This is a genomic window from Pseudomonas sp. CG7, assembly GCF_023701885.1.
GTDB lineage: Bacteria > Pseudomonadota > Gammaproteobacteria > Pseudomonadales > Pseudomonadaceae > Aquipseudomonas > Aquipseudomonas zanjanensis.
In genome coordinates this window covers 20,571-41,098 of record NZ_JABAEE010000033.1, presented here as the reverse complement: position 1 = coordinate 41,098, position 20,528 = coordinate 20,571, and the positions used below count along the sequence as shown (strand labels likewise).

Genomic DNA, 20,528 nt, shown 5'->3' with positions numbered 1-20,528 from the left:
CCCAGTCCTGGGCCATGATTTTTGATTTTTCTTTAGTATAGAAATATCGACCGACTTGGTTAGGAGAACCTGATGCGTTTGCAACTTAACGATGTGGTGCAGGAATTCATCGTGTCCAACGGGAGAATAGCCCACAGCTATTTCTCTCTGTCCGAAAAGATCATTGAGTCATTGTGCGAATCCAATGTCGCCAAGGAAGCGATATTGCTGCGCGTGTTGGAACAAGCCGAAACCGTTACTGCCCATTACTTCAATGCTCATCAACAAGTTCTCGAGGGCGTTTATGCCCATGGGATCGAAACCTCCGTCAGCCAGAATGTTGCAGTGCTGGAGCCTGTTCAGGCTAAACCGACCATCTTGGCCCCGATGCCCGTCGCCGAAACCGTCGCAGAGACATCGGCACTCAGCTACGGGCAATGGTTGCGCGGAGAAATCAGCGCCGTCACCGGCTTCCAGGCACAACAGATCGACTTCGATCAAAGCTTCGAGAGCCTGGGGAGCGACTCGCTGGGACTGGTGGATATTTTCGAGTCCCTGGCCCAGCACTTCCCGGAAAAGAAAGCGCTCACCGCGCAGCTCTTCGATGCCCCAACCCCGACCGCCTTGCTGGCACGGCTTGAAGCCGATCCACAGGCGCCGGCGGTGGATGTCCAGGGTTGGGTACTCGACCAACTCGCGGCGATCACCGGCTTTACGGTTGAGCAGATCGACCCGACACAAAGCTATGAAAGCCTGGGCCTGGATTCGCTCGTGCAGCTGGATTTCCTCGAGTCGGCCGTCGCCCTGTGGCCACAGCTCAAGGCTCACAGTTCCGAGCTGGCCAATGCCAAGTTCCCGCAGGCAACCATTGACCTGATCCAAGCCGCCCTGGCCGATCCCCAACCGCAAGCGGCGCCCTCACCTGCCGCGGCCGCCACTCAAGGGCAGGCAGAAAACCTGCTGCTCAACGCCCTGTCGCCGTTGATCCCGGACGCCGCGCAGTCCATCGATATCCAGACACCGTTCGCCCAACTGGGTCTCAACGGCTTCGCCCGAGAAGCACTCTGCCATTCCATGGCGCAACAGTGCTCGGCCAGCGAGTTTGCCGGTGAAGCGCTGATGTCCCGTCGCACGCCTCAGGATGCCTTGTCGCTGCTGGCCAGACTGAGCTGAGCCCAGCAACGAGCGACAGGAATGGAATCCGGGTGACGAACCCGTCACCCAGCAGTTTGGCGATCAGGAGACAGGGTATGAGTGGCGCAGCAACAACAGCGGACGATTTTTGCTTCAGCGCGATGGCGGGCGAGTTTCCAGGAGCACCGTCAACGGAAGCGCTTTGGCAGTTGCTTTCCCAAGGGCAGGTCGCACCGATCGAATCGATGCCGACACGCTGGGACGTGGACAAGGCGTCGATCTATTCAACCAAGGCCGGCGAGAAAGATCGCACCTACCTGGACAGCGCTTTTTGCCTGACCGACGACGCTTCGACTCCGTCACGGCACGAAGGACGACAGGTCGCCATTGGCAAGAAAGTGCTCCAGACGCTGTTCAGCCAACTGGCCGCACAGGGCTCGCTACTGAGTAGCGAACGCACGGCATTGGTGGTCGCGACATCCTGGAGTGACGAGAGCTATTTCGTCACCGGCATGTCCGGAAAACCCGATGCACCGCTGGGCTTTACCCCCGGTGAACAAGTCGCGGCGCTGGCCGCGGCCTTTGCCTTGGGTGGGCCGGCGCTATCGGTGGACACCGCGTGCAGCTCGTTCCCCTATGCCTTGGACATGGCCCAGGCGCTGGTCAACAGCGGCCAGGCGGACAACGCGATTGTCATGGCCCTCAACACCGTGCTGCCACCGGCGCTGTTCCTGGGCTTCTCGCAGTTGACGGCGTTTTCCGCGCGGGCGCGGATGGAAGCCTTCGGCCAGGACGCCGACGGCATTGTACCGGGCGAATGTGCCGTTGCGTTCCTGGTCGAACCGGTCGCCCGGGCCCTGACCGCGCAACGCCGGCCCCTGGGTGTCTTGCGCGCCTTGGGCATGTCCGCCGACGGCGCCGAAGGCTCGGTGTTTGCCCCCGGCAAACAGGCCCAATACTCGGCTTACCAACGTGCTTATCGCGGCCTTGACCCAAGGGACGTGGACTACATCGAGACCCACGGCACCGGCACACCGCTGGGGGATGCGACGGAGCTGGCCTCGCTGGACAGCTTCTTCGCCCCCCATCGCCCGCACGGCGAGAAAATCACCATCGGTTCGATCAAGTCGGTCATCGGCCATCCCCTGGCCGCTGCCGGCGGCGCTTCGCTCGCCAAGGCCCTGATGATATTGCGCCACAAAGGCATCCCCCCGCAGCCGGGCTACCGCCCCAGCGCAAAAGTCGACGCCACCTGCCTGCGACTCGCCACCCAGCAGGTACATCCTCTGGAGGCGCGTCAGTCGGCGATCCGGATTGGCATCTCCAGTTTCGGCTTTGGCGGCGCCAACGCTCACCTGGTGGTGGATGAATACGTTCCCAACGAGCGGCCTGCCGCAGCCCCCGCCAACACCTGCGGCGTGGTGATGCTGGACCTTGCCATCGTCGAGGCTGAGGCCGCGCTGGGCAGCCACCGTTCGTTGCAGGCATTCCAGCAGCAGCTCGACCAACCCGCGGCGCCTTCGGTCGTGTTCCCTTATGGGCGCTTCGTCGATTACACCCCGGTGCCCGGTCAGCCTTTGCTGGGCAAATTCCTCGCCCAGGACCACGTCATCGATATCGATGGCTTCGGCATGGGGCCCAAGCCGCTGGCCCACGTCGACCCGTTCAAACTGTTGATCACCGATCGCGTCAACCACTTGCTGCGACGCTTGCCGGGCGTGGCCGGTTCGCCCGGCACCGCGATGGTCATGTGCTGCAACATGGGCGGCGAGCGCTTCAGCAACGCCTATAGCAGCGCCCACAACTTCTTTTCCCGGACACAAGGCGCGGCGCCGGGCGTCGAAGTGACTGACGTGGCAACCATGCTGCCGAACATGTTGTCCGGCTACCCGGCACAGATTTTTGACTTCAAGGGTTTCCATCAGACCCTGGTCGGCACCGCGGGCCTGTTCTGGCAAACCTTGCTGGCTTCGCCGCAATGGTTCGACAACGGTATCACCACGCTCCTGCTCGGTGCCGGGCGTTTTCTCAGTGGTGAAATCGAGGTCGAGCGTGCCCGGCGTACCGCGACCCAGCAGGGTGAAGGACTGGGGCTGCTGGCGGTGCGTCGCTATCAGCCGCAGGCCTCAGACAAACCGTTGCTGGTGATCCGCGCCGCAGTCCTCGCCCACGCCGCCGACTCGTTGGAAGCGGCTTGCCGGTTGGTGGGCAAAGCGCCGAACCACTATGCGAACGTTGAAATCTGCGAGTTGCAGCCGGTTGCGACACCTGCCAGCGGATCGCTGCGGGAAATCACCGGTTTCCTCGCCGAAGCCAGCGGCATCGAAACCCTGCTGGCGGTGATGTTGCGCAGCGCGACCCATAGCGTGATCGAGGTGCGTGAGGCCGGCAAGACGGTGATGTGGCTGTTTACCGAACGGCTTCGCCAGTGGACTCCGACCACGGTCGAGGCCAGCTCGCCCATCAAGCATCCGTTCATGCTGCGCTTTGCCCATTCGTCATCCCAGGAACTGCAGCAGGTCATCACGCCTGTCAGCCTGGTCCACGAGCCGCAGAACGATGGCGTCGATGTGCAGCAGCTCAGCGACATGCTCACCAGCACCCTGCTCTCCGGGGTGCGGGTGCGGGTGCGCGCCATGGAAAGCCTGTTCGCCCTGCACCGTGGCGATACCACCCAGCGCCCGACACCCTGGCAGCGCAGCGCGGAACATAGCGTGATCACCAACGCCCGGCGCAGCCCTCAGTCGCTGCACGCCCAACTGGTGGTGAATGAAGCGCACCCCTACTTCTTCGACCACCCCTTGGATCACATTCCGGGCATCTTGCTGCTGGAGGGCGTGCTGCAATTGCTCGAACTGGCCATGCCGCCACTGAGCGGACGGGTCGCCTACATCAAGACCCTGACGATCAAGTTCCAGCACTACGTACAGAAGCACGGCACGGTCGATCTGCATGTGGAGCAAGGCGAAGATTCCCAGGTGTTCCATGGGAAGGTCATGCAGGCCGGGAAAGTGATGTGCACCTGCATCCTCGAAATGGCCTACAGCTCGGCGTTCGAGACCTCGCCGGCCAGCGACTTCACCGCCACGCCCTGCCGCGACAAGGCCCTGTTGCACAAGGCCCGGGCGGAAAACGTCATCGTCAGTGACATGAGCGGTGTCGCCCAGGGCCTGAGCGTGGACACGGTGAAACTGCCGCCGGAGCACTTCTTCCAGGCAGGCGATCCCCAGCACTATTCCATGGTGTATTTCCTCGAGGTGGCTCGCCAGTGCTACATGCAGATCGCCCACAGCCATCTGCGCATCCCCCTCAACACCCCAATGAACCTGCTGGCCTTGAGCTTCACCCTGGATCGGCCCATCCCCAGGAACAGCCCGCTGTCATTGGCGCCGCAGGCCGGTTTTGACGCTGCGCTCCAGGCCTTCAAGACCAACCGCATCTACATCGACCTGTTCAACCGGGGCGAAAAAATCGGACAAGCCAGCATTACCGCCCAGGTGCTGAGTCAATCCGCACCGGCAGCCTGAGCATTGAATGGATCTGCCACCCCGCATGACCGTGCCCCCCACAACCAAGGTGTCACCGTGAACGACGTCAACGTGCAAGTCATAGTCAAATCGCCGCCTTCTGAAATCTGGAAGCTCTGGAGCAACTTTCCCGAAGCACCGCTATGGGATACCGACGTTCGCCAGTGCCAGCTCGACGGTCCGTTCCAGGCGGGAACGCGCGGCAGATGTGTCCTCAAGAATGGCTTGAACATGCCCCTGAAGCTGGAAGCCGTGAGCCCGCACGAAAGTTATCGCAACAGCGCACGGCTGCTCTGGATCGACCTGGAATTCGACCATCGGATGCGCCGGCTCTCTGCCGATGAAACCCATGTCATCCATAGCGCGAGGATTTCGGGGCCGTTGAGTTTCCTGTACCGCGCACTGCTGCGCAAAGCACTGGCCAGGGCGATGACCACCGCCCTGGACAACCTCTGCAAGCTGGCTGAACAACGGGCCGCCACCTCGGCGCGGGGGAAAACCGCGACGCCCTTGCACCTCGTGTGAGCGCCCTCGGACGTGTTTCGCCTACCTATCGATAACAGCAACATTTCGGATCTAGCATGAACCTACAGAAAAACACCCGCTATCTCGTCATGGGCATCGTTGGCCTGGGTGTGATCGCCCCAACGTCGAGTTTCGCCGACACGCTCGGCCCCTATGTCAGTGGCATGGGCGGCGTGAACTGGGTCGCTGAACAGGACCTTAACCAGAACGATCTTGATTTCGTCGAAATGGAATACAACCAGCCGTTGCATTCCGGCTTCGCCACCGGCCTCGCACTGGGCTGGCGCTTCCCGACCGGGCTACGGCCCGAAGTGGAACTGAGCTACCGCCGCAACACCCTGACCCAGTTCAATCAGCGGGTCTACGAGGGCGGCGGCAGCATCGACGGCAAAGGCGAACAGGAAGCCACCAGCCTCATGGCCAACCTCTGGTATGACATCTCGAACCTGCCGGCCCCCTTGAGCCGCTTCACCCCGTATGTCGGCGGTGGCCTGGGCTACGCCGTGCTGACCATCACCGGCCTGGAAGCCGGTGGCGTCGAGTTCGGCGACACCCATCGCGACACCGTCTCGGCCTGGCAACTCGGCGCCGGGGTCGCTTATGAACTCAGCGAGCATTGGTCCATGTCGCTGGACTATCGCTACTTCAAGACCGGCGAAGCGCACTTCGGCGACATCCAGGGCCTGCCCCAGGGCGATGTGCAAACGGAGTACAACGCCCAGTCGTTGATGCTTGGCTTGCGCTATTGGTTGTAGCTGGTAGACGGATCGGCGCCTCAGGTGCCGATTCGTCTCTCACGGCTTCGCTGTCCAAGCCTGGGGCCATTTACTACGGGTGAAACGCATTGCTAGATCGAAAGCACAAAGCGGCTTCCACTCTCGATGTCCTCGCCATCCGACACCGCTCCAGGTACAAACCCGCACCGCTCAAGACCCTTCCTTGAGCCGACGTTGCTCTCATAAACATAAGCCACCAGCTGTGTAAGCTTCCAACGCATCCGCGCCGCCTCGATCAGATGTTTCAGAGCCAGCGTTGCCAGCCCTTGCCCGCAAGCGCGTTGATCAATGCGATAGCCCACCTCGGCGCATCCGTGTGGTGAATGGATGCTTTTCAAATTCGCCCGCCCCACGATTCTCCCGCTGGAATCCTCGATGACAAACGGGTGCCAGGCACCCTCAGCGAAATCGGCCAGATAGCTATCGATGTGATCGGCGACGCCCGTCAATGAATAAAAGGCCGGGTCGCGTGGGTCGATCTGCGACTCGAACCATTCACGGTTGTGGATTTCGAAGGCCAGCAGCGCTTGCGCATCGGTGCTCTCCAACTCGCGAATTCTGAATGGTTTCACTGATTGTTTCTCCGGGGCCTGGAAGCGCAATCGTAAGGTCGGATGATCGTTCATGGCCAGGGCTTCTGCTTGAGCGGGTTTGTGTTGAGGGCCGCTGCGCAGGGACTATGTGGCGAGGGGATTTATCCCCGCTGGGCCGCGGAGCGGACCTAAAATTAGACACTGTGATGTTTCAGGTTGACCGCATTCAGCCTTTGTTGGGGCTGTTGCGCAGCCCAGCGGGGATAAATCCCCTCGCCACAAGGTTATTTATTTGATGGGGGTATAAACGAAAAATGCTCCGTACCTTTCGATACGGAGCATTTCTTCAAGGCTTCCTCAGATGGCCAGGGCTTCACGCGGTGGTGAATCGCCTGCTTCAATCGCCTGCAGAATCCGGAGCGATTCTGCAGTTTCTATCGGGGAAGCCAAAGTGGAACCTGCCTGGCGTCCTTCAGGCGTTCTGGTTCCAGGGACGGTCTCCATGCTCGTCCTTGATGCGCGTCGGCAAGCCCATCGCATCCAGCGCCTCGAGGAACGCCTCGGCAGGCAGCTCCTCGACGTTGACCATGCGCTGCACGTCCCACTCACCACGGGCCACCAGCAAGGCTGCGGCCACGGGTGGCACGCCGGCGGTGTAGGAAATGCCCTGGCTGTCGGTTTCGGCGTAGGCGTCCTCGTGGTCGGCTACGTTGTAGATGAACATCTCGCGCGGCTGGCCATCCTTGGTGCCCTTGACCAGGTCGCCGATGCAGGTCTTGCCGGTGTAGCCCGGCGCCAGCGAGCTCGGGTCAGGCAGCACGGCCTTGACCACTTTCAGCGGCACGACTTCCAGGCCTTCGGCGGTCTTGACCGGTTGCTCGGAGAGCAGGCCAAGGTTCTTGAGCACGGTGAACACATTGATGTAGTGCTCGCCGAAGCTCATCCAGAAACGCACGTTGGGCACGTCGAGGTTCTTCGACAGCGAGTGCACTTCGTCGTGACCGGTCAGGTACAGGTTCTGCGAGCCTACGACTGGCAGGTCGTCGGTGCGCTTGACTTCGAACATGGTGTTGCTGGTCCACTGGCTGTCCTGCCAGCTCCACACCTGTCCGGTGAATTCGCGGAAATTGATTTCCGGGTCGAAATTGGTGGCGAAATATTTGCCATGGGAGCCGGCATTGACGTCGAGAATGTCGATCGAATCAATGCGGTCGAAATGCTGTTGTTGCGCCAGTGCCGCATAGGCATTGACCACACCCGGGTCGAAGCCCACGCCGAGAATGGCGGTGATGTTCTTCTCCTGGCACTCCTGGAGATGGTTCCACTCGTAGTTGCCGTACCAGGGCGGCGTCTCGCAGACCTTGCCCGGTTCTTCGTGGATGGCGGTGTCCAGGTAGGCCACGCCGGTATCGATGCAGGCACGCAGCACCGACATGTTGAGAAAGGCAGAGCCGACGTTGATGACGATCTGCGACTCGGTTTCGCGAATCAGCGCCTTGGTCGCTTCGACATCCAGAGCGTTCAGTGCAAAGGCCTTGATGTCGGCGGGTTGCTTTAGGCTACCCTTGGCCTTGACGCTGTCGATGATGGCCTGGCATTTGGAGATGTTGCGCGACGCGATAGCAATACGACCGAGTTCGTCGTTGTGCTGCGCGCACTTGTGGGCCACCACCTTGGCGACACCTCCTGCACCAATGATAAGTACGTTCTTCTTCAATTTCTTTATTTCTCCTTCCGCCAGCTCAAGAGAGGCTGGACAAGTAGTCGTCGTAAACAAACTCGCGAACCACCTCGACGCTGCCGTCGAGTTGCTTCACAACGATGGACGGCATCTTCAGGCCGTTGAACCAGTTTTTCTTGACCATGGTGTAGCCCGCTGCGTCGATGAACGACAGCCGATCGCCGATGGACAACGGACGATCGAATTTGTACTCGCCAAAGATGTCTCCGGCCAGACAGGATTTGCCACAAACCATGTAGGTGTGTTCGCCCTCGCTCGGTGCCAGCTTGGCGTCCAGGCGATAGATCAGCAGGTCGAGCATGTGCGCCTCAATGGAACTGTCCACCACGGCGAGGTGCTTGCCGTTGTAGAGCGTGTCGAGCACGGTGACTTCCAGCGACGCGCTCTGGGTGATCGCGGCCTCGCCCGGCTCCAGGTAGACCTGCACGCCATACTTTTGCGAGAAGGCCTTGAGCCGTGCGCAAAAGGCGTCCAGGGCGTAGCCCTCGCCGGTGAAATGGATGCCGCCACCGAGGCTGACCCACTCGACCTTATGCAGCAAGTGACCAAAGCGTTCTTCGATAGTGCCCAGCATCTGGTCGAACAGGCCGAAATCGCCGTTCTCGCAGTTGTTGTGGAACATGAAGCCGGAGATGTGCTCGATGACCTGCTCGATCTTCACCGGATCCCACTCGCCCAGGCGACTGAACGGTCGCGCCGGGTCGGCCAGCAGGTAATCGGAGCTGCTCACCTGCGGATTGACCCGCAAGCCGCGGACCTTGCCGGCGGACGCTTCGGTGTAGCGCTGCAACTGGCCGATGGAGTTGAAGATGATCTTGTCGCAGTTGGCGAGCATCTCCTCGATCTCTTCGTCGGCCCAGGCCACGCTGTAGGCATGGGTCTCGCCGGCGAACTTCTGCCGGCCGAGCTTGAGCTCGTAAAGCGACGACGAGGTGGTGCCGTCCATGTACTGCTGCATCAGGTCGAACACCGACCAGGTGGCGAAGCACTTGAGCGCCAGCAAGGCCTTGGCCCCGGACTGCTCACGCACATAGGCGATCTTCTGCATGTTCGCCAGCAGCTTTTGTTTGTCGATGAGGTAGTACGGCGTTTTGATCATTTTCGAGGCCTCCGGGCAAGGCGAGCCAAAAAAGGATGCGCATTGTGCCTTCACTGACTGCAGATCGAAAGAGCGAAAAGCCCCGTTCGCGCAATCATCCCGATCCAGGCCGACGCTTTGCGATAACCGGACGTACCGGCCGCCCAGGCGACAAGAGGCTGGATCTGGCAACGGAGGGATTACCAAAAAGCGCTGACGCTCGACCTTGAGCCGTCATCGATAAGCGTCACGGCGGGCAACCGTTCGTGATCAGCTTTTATGCATCAGGCCATGAAGCACACCGAACCTGAGGCCCGCTTCGCTAGCGAGCATGTCTGTAATACCGAAGACCTTGAACGCCGCCAGCATGATCGCCAGGCCACCGGGCAAGATGCCCAGGCGATGACGCTGCAAGCCGGCCAACCTGAGTTGCTCGACATGCCCGACTTCCAGCAGCCGCAGCGACAGGCGCAGCAACCCGCCGTAGGTGATGCCGCCTTGTCCGAAGTCATTGAGACCATTGGCCTTGAGCACCTTGGCCAACATCCGCGCTGTACCGGATGAGCCGATCACCTGCTGCCAGCCCTGCGCGCGATAATGCGCCGCCACTGCTTCAAACTGCAGGACGGCCACGCGTTCAGCCTCCAGCAGCGCCTGAGCGGTGATGCGTCCGCCCGGAAAGTAACGCGCGCCAACGGTGCCACTGCCAATGGCAATGCTTTCCGTCAACAACGGTTGGGCGCCCTGCCCCAAGATCAGTTCGGTCGAGCCACCGCCGATGTCCACCACCAATCGCGTCTGTTCGACGCCGGGCACCGTATGGGCCACGCCGGCATACACCAGCCGGGCTTCTTCATGCCCCGACAGCACGTCGATCCGAAACCCCAGGTGCCGTTCGGCACTGGCCAGGAACAACTGGGCATTGGCCGCTTCGCGCACGGCACTGGTCGCCACCGCCCGCACCCGTCCGGCTTCAAAGCCGCGCAGTTTCTTGCCGAATCGGGCCAGGGCCTGCCAGCCTCGATCCAGCGCCAGCTCGTCCAGCGCCCCGGCCTGCAGGCCCTCGGCCAATCGGACCGGCTCGCGCAAGGTTTTCACTTCCTGGATCATCATCTGTCGATTGCGCCTGACCGACTGGCCAATCATCAGGCGAAAGGCGTTGGAACCCAGGTCAATGGCCGCGAACAGGGGGGCGTCGCCTTTCATAGCGGTATTCCTTGATTCATCAGCCAGCAGGCACAAGCGCTGCCGAGCATCCCACGATGATTTGCGAGGATCCTGCCACGGGTTCGATGACACCTGGATGACACTCCCTGTTTTAGCCAACGACAAACTCATGAAGCGTAGATGACGTCACTACTATGTAACAAACTGCAGATAGCGTGGATCGCGCCTCCACGACCGAGTTTTCCACCATGCTTTCAACCCAGGACACCTTGGTACAGCGCATCCACCGCGAATTGCTCGATCACAGTGACGAAGAACTGGAGCTGGAATTGTCCGAAGACGGGCATGACCTGAACGCCCTGTTCGATGAACACGCTCCGCAAAGCAGCGAAAAGGAAAACCGCCGACTGTATTTCAGCGAACTGTTCCGCCTCCAGGGCGAACTGGTGAAGCTGCAAAGCTGGGTGGTCAAGACCGGGCACAAGGTCGTGATCCTGTTCGAAGGACGGGACGCCGCCGGCAAGGGTGGCGTGATCAAGCGCATTACCCAGCGGCTCAATCCCCGGGTGTGTCGCGTTGCCGCCCTGCCCGCCCCCAACGACCGTGAACGGACTCAATGGTATTTCCAGCGCTACGTCTCGCACCTGCCGGCGGCGGGTGAGATCGTGCTGTTCGACCGCAGCTGGTACAACCGCGCCGGGGTCGAACAGGTCATGGGCTTCTGCACCGACGACCAGTACGAAGAGTTCTTCCGTACCGTGCCGGAATTCGAGCGGATGCTCGCCCGCTCCGGCATCCAGCTGATCAAGTACTGGTTCTCCATTTCCGACCAGGAACAGCACCTGCGCTTTCTCAGCCGTATTCATGACCCGCTCAAGCAATGGAAGCTCAGCCCCATGGACCTGGAGTCCCGTCGGCGCTGGGAGGCCTATACCAAGGCCAAGGAAATCATGCTTGAACGCACGCACATCGCCGAGGCTCCCTGGTGGGTGGTGCACGCCGACGACAAGAAAAAGGCCCGGCTCAACTGCATCCACCACCTGCTGGGGCAAATGCCCTATGAAGAAGTGGAACTGCCCACCATCGAGCTGCCGCAGCGCGTACGCCAGGAAGACTATTCCCGCAGCCCGACGCCCCCGGAGCTGATCGTGCCCCCGGTCTATTGAGACCCGCCAGGCAGGGACGCCCACCAGGGTTGTCCCAAACGGCTCTGCCCTCGTGCATCTCCTGCCCGCTACATACCCATGTGGGAGCGAGCTTGCTCGCGATGGCGGAGGATCAGTTGCCAAGTTTGACTGATACCCCGCCATCGCGAGCAGGCTCGCTCCCACAGGACTCTTCGCCATCAAGCCCCCACAAGGGGTTTGGGTGAGTTCATAGCCAGAAACGGTTAACATCCCTTTCCTTCGTCTACCCTCACAGAACGGCGTACCGCCCCTGTGGGCTGACGCTTCAATATTTCCTTGCCTTCCTGTATCGGAGATCCTTCATGCTCAAGCCGTCCTTGGCATTGGCCGCTGGTGTTGCCCTGTCGTTTTGCAGTTGGCTGGCACAGGCCGCCGACACCCTGAAAGTCAGCGCGATTCCCGACGAAGCCCCGACCGAGCTGCTGCGCAAGTTCAAGCCACTGGGGGCTTACCTGGAACAGCAAACCGGCAGGAAGGTCGAGTTCGTCCCCGTGAGCGACTACCCGGCCGTGGTCGAGGCGCTGGCCACCGACCGGATCGCCATGGCCTGGCTGGGTGGCTTCACCTTCGTGCAGGCGCGCCTGAAAACCGGCAACGCCATCCCCTTGGTCCAGCGCGAACAGGATGCCCAGTTCACCAGTAACTTCATCACCGCCGACCCTGCCGTCAAATCCCTGGCCGACCTCAAGGGCAAGAGTTTCGCCTTTGGTTCGGTGTCGTCGACGTCCGGCAGCCTCATGCCGCGCTATTTCATGCTCCAGGACGGCATCAAGCCGGAAACCTACTTCAGCCGCGTGGGTTATTCGGGCGCCCATGACGCCACCGTCGCCTGGGTCCAGGCCGGCAAGGTCGACGCCGGGGTGCTGAACGCAAGCGTCTGGGAAAAACTGGTAGCGGCCGGCAAGGTCGACACGGCCAAGGTCAAGGTCTTCGCCACCACCCCCACCTACTTCGACTACAACTGGACCGTGCGCGGAACCCTCGACCCGGCGTTGGCGGCCAAGATCAAGGCGGCCTTCCTGGCCCTCGATCCGGCCCACCCGAAGGCCAAGGCCATTCTCGCCCTGCCAGCCGCCAGCCGCGTCATCGAAACCAAGCCTGAGAACTACAAGGGCATCGAGGAAGCCGCGCGCGCCGCCGAACTGCTCAAATGACCCTGCAACTGACCCAGGTCAGCGTGACCCATGCCAACGGCGTCCAGGCGTTGCGGGGCATCGACTTGCACATCGGCGCCGGCGAACAGGTCGCGGTCATCGGCCCGTCCGGTGCCGGCAAGTCGAGCCTGCTCAACCTGCTGGCCACCGCCCTGCGCCCGGGCTGCGGCGAGGTGCAGCTGCTCGGCGAGCGTGCCTGGCAGCTGCCTGCCCGTCAGCGGCAGCGCTTGCGCGCGCGCCTCGGCCTGATCCCCCAAGCGCCGCCCCTGCCGCCACGCCAACGGGTGGTCCCGGCGGTCCTGGCCGGGAAGCTCGGTCAGTGGGGCATTGGTAAAAGCTTGTTGAATCTGCTGCACCCGCTGGACATTCCCGGCGCCAGGGCGGCATTGGCCCGGCTGGACCTGGGCGACAAACTGTTCGCGCAATGCCAGCAGCTGTCCGGCGGTCAACTGCAACGCGTGGGCATCGCCCGGGTGTTGTACCAGGCGCCGGAGGTATTGCTGGCCGACGAGCCGGTTTCGGCCATGGACCCGGTATTAGCCGAACATACGCTTTCGGTGCTTTGCCAGCATGCCCGGGAACACAACGTGACCCTGGTCGCCAGCCTGCACGCGGTGGAACTGGCCTTGGCGCACTTTTCCAGGGTCATTGGCCTGCGTGAGGGGCAGGTCCTGTTCGACCTGCCCACCGAGGCGGTCGACCGTCCGCTGCTCGACACGCTCTACGCCAACGATCAACTGCAGCCTTCACCAACGCCCCCTACTACCTTGAGCGTGCAGATCCCCCGATGCTGACACGCGATACCCGAGACCCCGCCACCCGCCCTCGCCTGCTGCTCAGCCTGCTGGCCCTTGTGCTGCTGTGGCCGGGCATCCGGTTCAGCGAATTGGACCTCAGCGTATTGGTGGCGAGTGACAGCCAGAGCGAGATGGGCCGCTTTGTCGCGGCCTTCTGGCCGCCCGCCCATGGCGACGAGTTCGTTGAACTGCTGTGGCAGGCCACCTTGCAGACGCTGGCCATCGCCACGGCGGGCATGGCCCTGGCGTTACTGCTGGCGGTGCCCGCGAGCCTGCTGGCCAGCCGCGCCCTGTCACTGTCGGCGGCCTCCCGTGCCGGCCATCCGGGCTATTGGGGCCAACTGCTGCGCTGGCCGGTACGCGGCCTGCTGATCTTCTTGCGCAGCGTCCCGGAAATCGTCTGGGCACTGCTCTTCGTCCGCGCCGTCGGCCTCGGCCCAACGGCCGGCGTACTGGCGATCGCGATTACCTACAGCGGCATGCTGGGCAAGGTCTACGCGGAAATCTACGAATCGGTCGACCAGCGTCCGGCCCACGCACTCTTGCAGTCCGGCAGCAGCCGCCTCGCCGCCTTCTGCTACGGGATCCTGCCCAATGTCGCGGCGGAACTGTTGTCGTACACGGTGTATCGCTGGGAGTGTGCGATCCGCGCCTCGGTGGTGATGGGTTTCGTCGGTGCCGGGGGCCTGGGCCAGCAGATGGACCTGTCGCTGCGCATGTTCGCCGGCGGAGAAGTGGCCAGCCTGCTGCTGACGTTCCTGGCACTGGTGCTGCTCGCCGATCAACTCAGCCGCCTGCTGCGCTGGAGGCTGGCATGAATCGCCTGATCAACGCGGCCATTGTCCTGTGCCTCGGCGCGGCGGTCATCGCCTCGTTCGTTTACCTCGGCATCGACCTGGGCGAGCTCGGCGACAGTCGCAATCTGCACCAGATGGGCGCTTATGCGCAGCGTTTCTTCAGTCCAGACCTGAGCCCGGCCCATTTAAAGGCGATCGGTCACGGCGCCCTGGAAACCCTGGCCATGTCGGCCCTGGGCACCCTGCTCGCGGCGGTGTTCGGCCTGCTGTTGGCCTTGCCGGCAGCCGGGCGCTTTGGCTGGCCCCTGCAGAGCGCATCGCGCCTGGTGCTCAACGCCTTGCGTGCCGTTCCAGAACTGGTGTGGGCCGCGCTGATGGTCCTCGCCGCGGGGCTCGGCCCGAATGCCGGCACCCTGGCCTTGGCCCTGCACACCACCGGCGTGCTCGGCCGGCTGTTCGCCGAAGCCCTGGAAAATACCCCCTCGGAACCTGCCGACGCCATCCGCCTGCAGGGTGGCAACGCCGTGTTGGCGTTCTGTTACGGCACGCTGCCCAATCTCCTGCCGCAACTGCTGGCCTATGTCCTGTATCGCTGGGAAAACAATATCCGCATGGCCAGCGTGCTCGGCTTCGTCGGTGCCGGGGGCTTGGGGCAAATGCTCTACGTCAGCCTCAGCCTGTTCCAGGAAGCCCAAGGCAGCACGGTGATCCTGGCGATGCTGTTGCTGGTGTTGGCCGTCGACACGTTGAGCGGTTGGAGTCGCCAGCGTTGGGTCAAGGCTTGAGGGCTGTTGTGCGGCGATGAGACGGGAGATTGGTCATTAAGACCGCGACATGACGCAGGCCACCGACCAGGCCAGGCTGACACAACTGGCCGCCTCCACCGGCCCGGTGGAATGCCTGGTACCCAATGCGGGAATCGCGCCACTGGCCGACGGCCTGGACCTGACCCCAAAAAAGACTGCGCAACCCTGTGGGAGCGAGCGTGCTCGCGATAGCGGCAGCCCAGCCGACATCGACGCTGGCTGACCTGGCCTATCGCGAGCAAGCTCGCTCCCACAGGGTTACAGGCTCAGCCAAACCTACTCATCGTCTCGCCCACAGAACCGTGGCGAGGGAGCTTGCTCCCGCTGGGCTGCGCAGCAGCCCAACAAAGCAGCATGCAATTGACCTGAAACACCCCGCTGCTTGATTTCGGGGCCGCTTCGCGCCCCAGCGGGAGCAAGCTCCCTCGCCACCTTGGTGACAACTGTCGATGGGGCGGATACGCCGCTGACGGTTTCGACGGGCCGGATTCAAGCCGGCGCCAGCCCAGCCGATAACCCTATCAATGATAGCCCCTGGCCTTGCCGGGCTCTGCCAGTTGCATAGGGTAATGATCAATGGGTTTGCCGCTGAATCGCCTGCTGATGTGGGGCGTCCTGATGTTCCTCGCTGCAAGCGCTTGCGCGGCAGAGACACCGCTGCGCATCGTGACGGAGGAGTTGCCGCCCTACAACATGACGCAGGACGGGCGCGTGACCGGCATGAGCACCGAGGTGGTCCAGGCCGTGCTCAAGGAAGTCGGCATGGACGCACCCATCCAGCCCATGCCCTGGGCCCGGGCCTACGAAATGGCGCTCAATGAAAGCAATGTGCTGATCTATTCGATCGTCCGCACGCCTGCACGGCAATCGCTTTTCCAGTGGGTGGGCACCATTGGCCCGACGCAGTGGTACATCTATTCCCTGGCAGACCGGCCGGTCAAACTCAACTCGCTGGCCGATGCCCATGGTCACCAGATCGCCACGGTCAATCAGGACGTGGGCGAGCAGTACCTGGTCTCGAAAGGCTTTCGCATCGGCGAAGACTTGCAGTCGAGCACCAAGTACGAACACAACTACCGCAAGCTCAAGGTCGACCACGTGGAGCTGTGGATTTCCAATGAGCTCAACGCGCTGTACCTGACGCGCCAGAATGGCGAAGACCCGGACAAGGTGCTGATCCGCTCCCTGGCGCTGCCCGAACTGAGCAGCCCGGACGGCCTGAGCATGGCGTTCAGCCGCAAGACGCCGGCCGAAACCGTGGAGAAGTTCCGCGTTGGCCTTGAAACCATCCGGCGCAACGGGGTCTACGACGCCATCCTGCGCAAATGGTTATGACATGGATAACCCTTTCCGCACGACGTCCTCCCTGCCACCAGAGACCAAGGCGTTCAGCTCCCTGGGCCGGCGCCTGGTGCTGGCAACGCTGTTGTTCTGCCTGGTCTTTACCCTGGCCATGGTCACCTGGCGCACCTGGCAGGCCTGGGAAAACAACCTGGCGGACATGAATTCGGAATTGGCCCTGATCGATCAGGTGTTCCAGAACACCCTGGCCTACGCCATTTGGGAACTGGACCGTGAATCCCTCGACCAGCAAATCACCAGCGTCGCCGCGGCCGCTCCCGTGGGTCGCGTGGTGTTGAACATCTTGCGCCCGGGACAAGCGCCGGAAGTCATCGAACTCAAGCGCTACACCGTCGATCAATCGGGCGTGGTGCCGGTGCTGCATCGCCAGCTCATCGCCCACCCCTACGCCGGGGCCCATGAAAAAGTCGGTGAGCTGACCATTGAAGGCGACAACAACCTGCTGTGGGAGCGCCTCTGGAGCGAAGCACGCGGCATCGTCATCACCCAGCTCATCCAGTCCTTGCTGCTGGCGGGGTTGGTCATGACCATGTTCAACCGCCTGGTGACCGTGCATGTGGTGCATATCGCCCGACACCTGGGTGAACTCGCGCCGCACACCCTCAAGCATCATCTCAAGCTGCAACGAGCGGTGCAGCGCCAGGACGAACTGAGCCTGCTCGAGTTCCAGGTCAATGAACTCCAGGACAATCTGCGCGCCCACCTCGAACGCCAACACTCGGATGAACTGGCCTTGGCCGCCAGCCGCGATCAAATGGCCGAACTGGTCGAGGCCCGCACCGCGGAACTGAAGGCGGCGAACCAGTCGCTTGAAGCGCTGTCCCGTCACGATGCCTTGACGGGCCTGGCCAACCGTCGCTATTTCGATGAGTTGAAGGAGATCGAATTTCGCCGGGCGATCCGCCACAACACCCCGCTGGCCGTGCTCATGTGTGACGTCGATTTCTTCAAGATCTACAACGACACCTACGGCCACATGCAGGGCGACCTGTGCCTGAAAGAGATCGCCGAAACCCTGCGCACTGTGTTCGGCCGCTCAGGCGAACTGACCGCCCGCGTAGGCGGCGAAGAGTTCGTCGTGGTCCTGCCCAACGTCGACGCGGCCCAAGCCTGCGAAGCCGCCCAACGCTTGCGCGCCAGCCTGGCGGAACGTGAGCTGCCCCACAGCGGTTCCAAGGTTTCGCCTTTCGTCACCGTGAGCATCGGCGTCGCCGAGCTGGACCCGCAGACCATGGACCATTTCGATCAACTGCTGCAACGCGCCGACCAGGCGCTGTACCGGGCCAAACACCAGGGACGCGACCGCGTCGCCCTGTAATTACTCTCGCGCGCCATGAGGTCTATCTATGCACTATCGCCTGATACTCTGCTCGTGCTTGCTACTCGCCTCGATCAGCCTGCACAGCCACGCCGACACAATCGAAGTGGTGACCGAAGACTCCCTGTACGCCCATCAGCGTGACGACAAGGTCATCGGGCCGGGCATTCGCATCGCCGAAGAAACGCTGAAAAGCGCGCAGCTCACCGATTACAGCCTGTCGCTGTACCCGTGGGCCCGGGCCTACGAAAAGGCGCTGCACGAGCCCAACGTGCTGATCTTCCCGCTGGACCGCACCCCGGCCCGCGAACAATTATTCAAATGGGTAGGTGAAATACATCGCGTGGCGAGCCGGCTCTATAAATTGCGCGACAATAAAGACATCGCCGTCAACAGCCTCGAAGAAGCCAAGCAGTACAGCATCGGCGTGGTGCGAAACGACGCCAAGCAGATCTACCTGCAACAACGTGGATTCACCCGGCTGGTCATCTCGGCCAACAACCACGACAACTTTGAAAAACTGCTGAATCGCCAGATCCAGTTACTGCCGATGCCGGAGAATACCGCGCGCCTGATGAGCAAGGATGCCCAGGTGGATTTCACTTCGCTGGAAGAGGTCTATACCCTCGACGAACAACCCCACAGGGTCCACCTGGCCTTCAGCCTGAGCACGCCGGATGAAGTCGTCGCCAAGGCCCAACTCGCTTTCGAAAAACTCAAGGCGTCCGGTGAAGTCGCACGAATCATGAACGAACAGCGGTAGACTCTGGGGGGATCACACCGCAAGCAACGATGAGGTATGTCCCGATGAGTAAAGCGTCCTACGTTCCGCCCAAGGTCTGGAAAAACGACGCCCCGTCTGGCGGCCAGTTCGCCAGCATCAACCGCCCAGTCGCCGGGCCGACCCATGACAAAACCTTGCCGGTTGGCAAGCACCCGCTGCAGCTCTACTCCCTGGCCACGCCCAACGGCGTGAAGGTGACCATCCTGCTGGAGGAGCTGCTGGCGCTGGGTCATGCGGGCGCGGAGTACGACGCCTGGCTGATCCGCATCAACGAGGGCGACCAGTTCTCCAGCGGCTTTGTCGAGATCAACCCCAACTCCAAGATCCCGGCCCTGCTGGACCGCAGCGTGGAACCCGCTATCCGTGTCTTCGAGTCCGGCTCAATCCTGCTTTACCTGGCGGAAAAATTCGGCGCCCTCCTGCCCACCGATCCGGCAGGTCGCACCGAAACCCTGAACTGGCTGTTCTGGCAGATGGGCTCCGCCCCGTACCTGGGCGGTGGCTTCGGGCATTTCTACGCCTACGCGCCGGAGAAACTCGAATACCCGATCAATCGCTTCACCATGGAAGCCAAGCGCCAACTCGACGTCCTGGACCGCCGCCTTGGCGAAAGCCAATACCTGGCCGGCGATGACTACACCATCGCCGACATCGCGGTCTGGCCCTGGTATGGGCAACTGGTGCGCAACAACGTGTACGGCGCCGCCGAATTCCTGAGTGCTCACGAATACACCCATGTGCAGCGCTGGGCGGAAGAGATCGCCAAGCGCCCAGCCGTACAGCGTGGGCAGCGGGTCAACCGCACGTGGGGCGATGAAGCGAGCCAGGTGCCGGAGCGGCATGCGGCTGGGGATTTGGGCTGAGGCCAGGTCCCATGTCAGGTCGCTGGTAAACCCCGGTTTCTCGACTGGCACAAATCTCCTTGTGGGAGCGAGCCTGCTCGCGAAAGCGGTGGATCAGTAGCCTCGATGCTGAATGTGCCGACGCCATCGCGAGCAAGCTCGCTCCCACATTGGATGGGTGGTGCACCGCGGTTTCTCGACTGGCACCGCCCCCCTGTGGGAGCGAGCTTGCTCGCGATGGCGGTGGATCAGCTTGCATCAATACTGAATGTGCCGACGTCATCGCGAGCAAGCTCGCTAACTCCCACTCTGCAAAAAATCTGTTTGGCAGCTTACGAAGCCCATTGAGTTTTTTCAGGATATATACCTTCCTTCCAGAGCCTCGCTAATTTCATGCTTGCCCTCTGCATCCATTCTCCGTCTTGGTCTAATGGGCACGCAGCAAGTACCGTTAGCGTTCCCCGCACTTTGTTTAGCCTAAGAACACCAACATTCGTACCCCGCCCAAAAGAGTAGTCAACGTACGCCTCGGTATCAGCAATCTTGTCCATTTCAATGTAAAAGGCCATATTTTTCAGTCCTACCTTCGTTACTTCGTTAACGGAACACCGCCGTTAACGCGGAACAGCGGACGATCGGAGCAATAATGAAATGGGGTGTGGCCGACGGTTTTTGCTTCTGATCGTTCGGTCATTTGCGACCTCCACTGACTGAGATGCAGCAGGACCGCGATACAGAGCTGCGGAGCAGATGAGGCTGTTTGCTTGATCTATTGATATGCATTGTTCAACTCCCTTGACTCGAAGAGCTGCCGCATCCGTTACCAAGCGAATGGGTGGCAGCTGCGCGCAGGTTGGTAAACCGGGGAATCAAGGAAACCGGCACGTCAGAAGACGTCCCACGCACAGCTGCCATAAAACAAAATCGCAGGCCTGAAAGCCTGCAATCCTGTCCGTGCACTGTTACGCCTTATTCCACCGGGTTACCAAGCCCGGTCGCTGAATGTGCAGCGACATCCAGA

At 61.7% G+C, this 20,528-nt stretch carries 18 protein-coding genes and 1 pseudogene; 14 read left to right on the top strand and 5 right to left on the bottom strand.

Translation table 11 applies throughout. The annotated features are described in order from the left end of the window. Positions 1–72: 72 nt before the first annotated feature. The 4 genes from HGO40_RS15280 to HGO40_RS15265 all read left to right on the top strand — a co-directional run bounded on the left by HGO40_RS15280 (position 73) and on the right by HGO40_RS15265 (position 5,920). Positions 73–1,152 carry a phosphopantetheine-binding protein gene (locus HGO40_RS15280; RefSeq protein WP_250963673.1) on the top strand — a complete coding sequence of 360 codons (1,080 nt, stop codon included), beginning with the start codon at positions 73–75 and terminating at the stop codon, positions 1,150–1,152. Between the two features lie 77 nt (positions 1,153–1,229). Next, a complete protein-coding gene (locus HGO40_RS15275) occupies positions 1,230–4,640 on the top strand; it encodes a polyketide synthase family protein (RefSeq protein WP_250963672.1) in 3,411 nt (1,136 codons plus the stop codon). 57 nt (positions 4,641–4,697) lie between these two features. Next, positions 4,698–5,165: an SRPBCC family protein gene (locus HGO40_RS15270; RefSeq protein WP_250963671.1), complete on the top strand. Its 468-nt coding sequence runs from the start codon at positions 4,698–4,700 to the stop codon at positions 5,163–5,165. Positions 5,166–5,221: 56 nt separating this feature from the next. Then, on the top strand, positions 5,222–5,920 hold the full coding sequence (locus tag HGO40_RS15265) for an outer membrane protein (RefSeq protein WP_250963670.1): 699 nt from the start codon (positions 5,222–5,224) through the stop codon (positions 5,918–5,920). 92 nt (positions 5,921–6,012) lie between these two features. Here HGO40_RS15265 and HGO40_RS15260 read toward each other — a convergent pair whose 3' ends face one another. The 4 genes from HGO40_RS15260 to HGO40_RS15245 form a co-directional block, all read right to left on the bottom strand. Next, positions 6,013–6,513 carry a GNAT family N-acetyltransferase gene (locus HGO40_RS15260; protein WP_250963693.1) on the bottom strand — a complete coding sequence of 167 codons (501 nt, stop codon included), beginning with the start codon at positions 6,511–6,513 and terminating at the stop codon, positions 6,013–6,015. Positions 6,514–6,946: 433 nt separating this feature from the next. Then, positions 6,947–8,191: a saccharopine dehydrogenase family protein gene (locus HGO40_RS15255; protein WP_250963669.1), complete on the bottom strand. Its 1,245-nt coding sequence runs from the start codon at positions 8,189–8,191 to the stop codon at positions 6,947–6,949. A 25-nt stretch (positions 8,192–8,216) separates the two neighbouring features. Then, positions 8,217–9,314, bottom strand: a complete 1,098-nt coding sequence (locus tag HGO40_RS15250) for a carboxynorspermidine decarboxylase (RefSeq protein WP_250963668.1) — start codon at positions 9,312–9,314, stop codon at positions 8,217–8,219. Positions 9,315–9,563: 249 nt separating this feature from the next. After that, complete coding sequence (locus HGO40_RS15245; RefSeq protein ID WP_250963667.1) at positions 9,564–10,499, bottom strand: Ppx/GppA phosphatase family protein; 936 nt, start codon at positions 10,497–10,499, stop codon at positions 9,564–9,566. A gap of 209 nt (positions 10,500–10,708) precedes the next feature. Here HGO40_RS15245 and ppk2 point away from each other — a divergent pair, with 209 nt between their 5' ends. The 10 genes and pseudogenes from ppk2 to yghU all read left to right on the top strand — a co-directional run bounded on the left by ppk2 (position 10,709) and on the right by yghU (position 19,528). Next, a complete protein-coding gene (gene ppk2 / locus HGO40_RS15240) occupies positions 10,709–11,626 on the top strand; it encodes a polyphosphate kinase 2 (RefSeq protein ID WP_250963666.1) in 918 nt (305 codons plus the stop codon). A 323-nt stretch (positions 11,627–11,949) separates the two neighbouring features. Then, positions 11,950–12,801, top strand: coding sequence for a putative selenate ABC transporter substrate-binding protein (locus HGO40_RS15235; RefSeq protein WP_250963665.1), 852 nt, complete (start codon positions 11,950–11,952; stop codon positions 12,799–12,801). Next, complete coding sequence (locus HGO40_RS15230; protein WP_250963664.1) at positions 12,798–13,595, top strand: phosphonate ABC transporter ATP-binding protein; 798 nt, start codon at positions 12,798–12,800, stop codon at positions 13,593–13,595. The genes HGO40_RS15235 and HGO40_RS15230 overlap by 4 nt, the downstream gene beginning before the upstream one ends. Next, entirely contained in the window at positions 13,589–14,416 is an 828-nt protein-coding gene (phnE, locus tag HGO40_RS15225) for a phosphonate ABC transporter, permease protein PhnE (RefSeq protein ID WP_186707368.1), read from the top strand. The genes HGO40_RS15230 and phnE (HGO40_RS15225) overlap by 7 nt, the downstream gene beginning before the upstream one ends. Then, positions 14,413–15,180: a phosphonate ABC transporter, permease protein PhnE gene (gene phnE, locus HGO40_RS15220; RefSeq protein ID WP_186707367.1), complete on the top strand. Its 768-nt coding sequence runs from the start codon at positions 14,413–14,415 to the stop codon at positions 15,178–15,180. The genes phnE (HGO40_RS15225) and phnE (HGO40_RS15220) overlap by 4 nt, the downstream gene beginning before the upstream one ends. Positions 15,181–15,226: 46 nt before the next feature. After that, positions 15,227–15,343, top strand: a pseudogene (locus HGO40_RS15215) (short-chain dehydrogenase); the annotation flags it as partial. 434 nt (positions 15,344–15,777) lie between these two features. Continuing rightward, positions 15,778–16,536, top strand: coding sequence for a substrate-binding periplasmic protein (locus tag HGO40_RS15210; RefSeq protein WP_250963663.1), 759 nt, complete (start codon positions 15,778–15,780; stop codon positions 16,534–16,536). Position 16,537: 1 nt separating this feature from the next. After that, entirely contained in the window at positions 16,538–17,881 is a 1,344-nt protein-coding gene (locus HGO40_RS15205; RefSeq protein WP_250963662.1) for a GGDEF domain-containing protein, read from the top strand. A 28-nt stretch (positions 17,882–17,909) separates the two neighbouring features. Then, positions 17,910–18,644, top strand: coding sequence for a substrate-binding periplasmic protein (locus HGO40_RS15200; RefSeq protein WP_186729081.1), 735 nt, complete (start codon positions 17,910–17,912; stop codon positions 18,642–18,644). A gap of 44 nt (positions 18,645–18,688) precedes the next feature. Then, positions 18,689–19,528, top strand: coding sequence for a glutathione-dependent disulfide-bond oxidoreductase (gene yghU, locus HGO40_RS15195; RefSeq protein ID WP_250963661.1), 840 nt, complete (start codon positions 18,689–18,691; stop codon positions 19,526–19,528). A 568-nt stretch (positions 19,529–20,096) separates the two neighbouring features. Here the strand turns inward: yghU and HGO40_RS15190 are convergent. Beyond that, positions 20,097–20,201 carry a DUF3077 domain-containing protein gene (locus HGO40_RS15190; protein WP_186707362.1) on the bottom strand — a complete coding sequence of 35 codons (105 nt, stop codon included), beginning with the start codon at positions 20,199–20,201 and terminating at the stop codon, positions 20,097–20,099. Between the last annotated feature and the right edge of the window lie 327 nt (positions 20,202–20,528).

What these genes read in the sequence shown, in the direction of transcription:
- HGO40_RS15280 (WP_250963673.1), top strand. Translation starts at nt 73, where the DNA reads ATGCGTTTGCAACTTAACGATGTGGTGCAGGAATTCATCGTGTCCAAC.
- HGO40_RS15275 (WP_250963672.1), top strand. Translation starts at nt 1,230, where the DNA reads ATGAGTGGCGCAGCAACAACAGCGGACGATTTTTGCTTCAGCGCGATG.
- HGO40_RS15265 (WP_250963670.1), top strand. Translation starts at nt 5,222, where the DNA reads ATGAACCTACAGAAAAACACCCGCTATCTCGTCATGGGCATCGTTGGC.
- HGO40_RS15250 (WP_250963668.1), bottom strand. Translation starts at nt 9,314, where the DNA reads ATGATCAAAACGCCGTACTACCTCATCGACAAACAAAAGCTGCTGGCG.
- HGO40_RS15245 (WP_250963667.1), bottom strand. Translation starts at nt 10,499, where the DNA reads ATGAAAGGCGACGCCCCCCTGTTCGCGGCCATTGACCTGGGTTCCAAC.
- ppk2 (WP_250963666.1), top strand. Translation starts at nt 10,709, where the DNA reads ATGCTTTCAACCCAGGACACCTTGGTACAGCGCATCCACCGCGAATTG.
- HGO40_RS15235 (WP_250963665.1), top strand. Translation starts at nt 11,950, where the DNA reads ATGCTCAAGCCGTCCTTGGCATTGGCCGCTGGTGTTGCCCTGTCGTTT.
- HGO40_RS15230 (WP_250963664.1), top strand. Translation starts at nt 12,798, where the DNA reads ATGACCCTGCAACTGACCCAGGTCAGCGTGACCCATGCCAACGGCGTC.
- phnE (WP_186707368.1), top strand. Translation starts at nt 13,589, where the DNA reads ATGCTGACACGCGATACCCGAGACCCCGCCACCCGCCCTCGCCTGCTG.
- phnE (WP_186707367.1), top strand. Translation starts at nt 14,413, where the DNA reads ATGAATCGCCTGATCAACGCGGCCATTGTCCTGTGCCTCGGCGCGGCG.
- HGO40_RS15210 (WP_250963663.1), top strand. Translation starts at nt 15,778, where the DNA reads ATGGGTTTGCCGCTGAATCGCCTGCTGATGTGGGGCGTCCTGATGTTC.
- HGO40_RS15205 (WP_250963662.1), top strand. Translation starts at nt 16,538, where the DNA reads ATGGATAACCCTTTCCGCACGACGTCCTCCCTGCCACCAGAGACCAAG.
- HGO40_RS15200 (WP_186729081.1), top strand. Translation starts at nt 17,910, where the DNA reads ATGCACTATCGCCTGATACTCTGCTCGTGCTTGCTACTCGCCTCGATC.
- yghU (WP_250963661.1), top strand. Translation starts at nt 18,689, where the DNA reads ATGAGTAAAGCGTCCTACGTTCCGCCCAAGGTCTGGAAAAACGACGCC.
- HGO40_RS15190 (WP_186707362.1), bottom strand. Translation starts at nt 20,201, where the DNA reads ATGACCGAACGATCAGAAGCAAAAACCGTCGGCCACACCCCATTTCAT.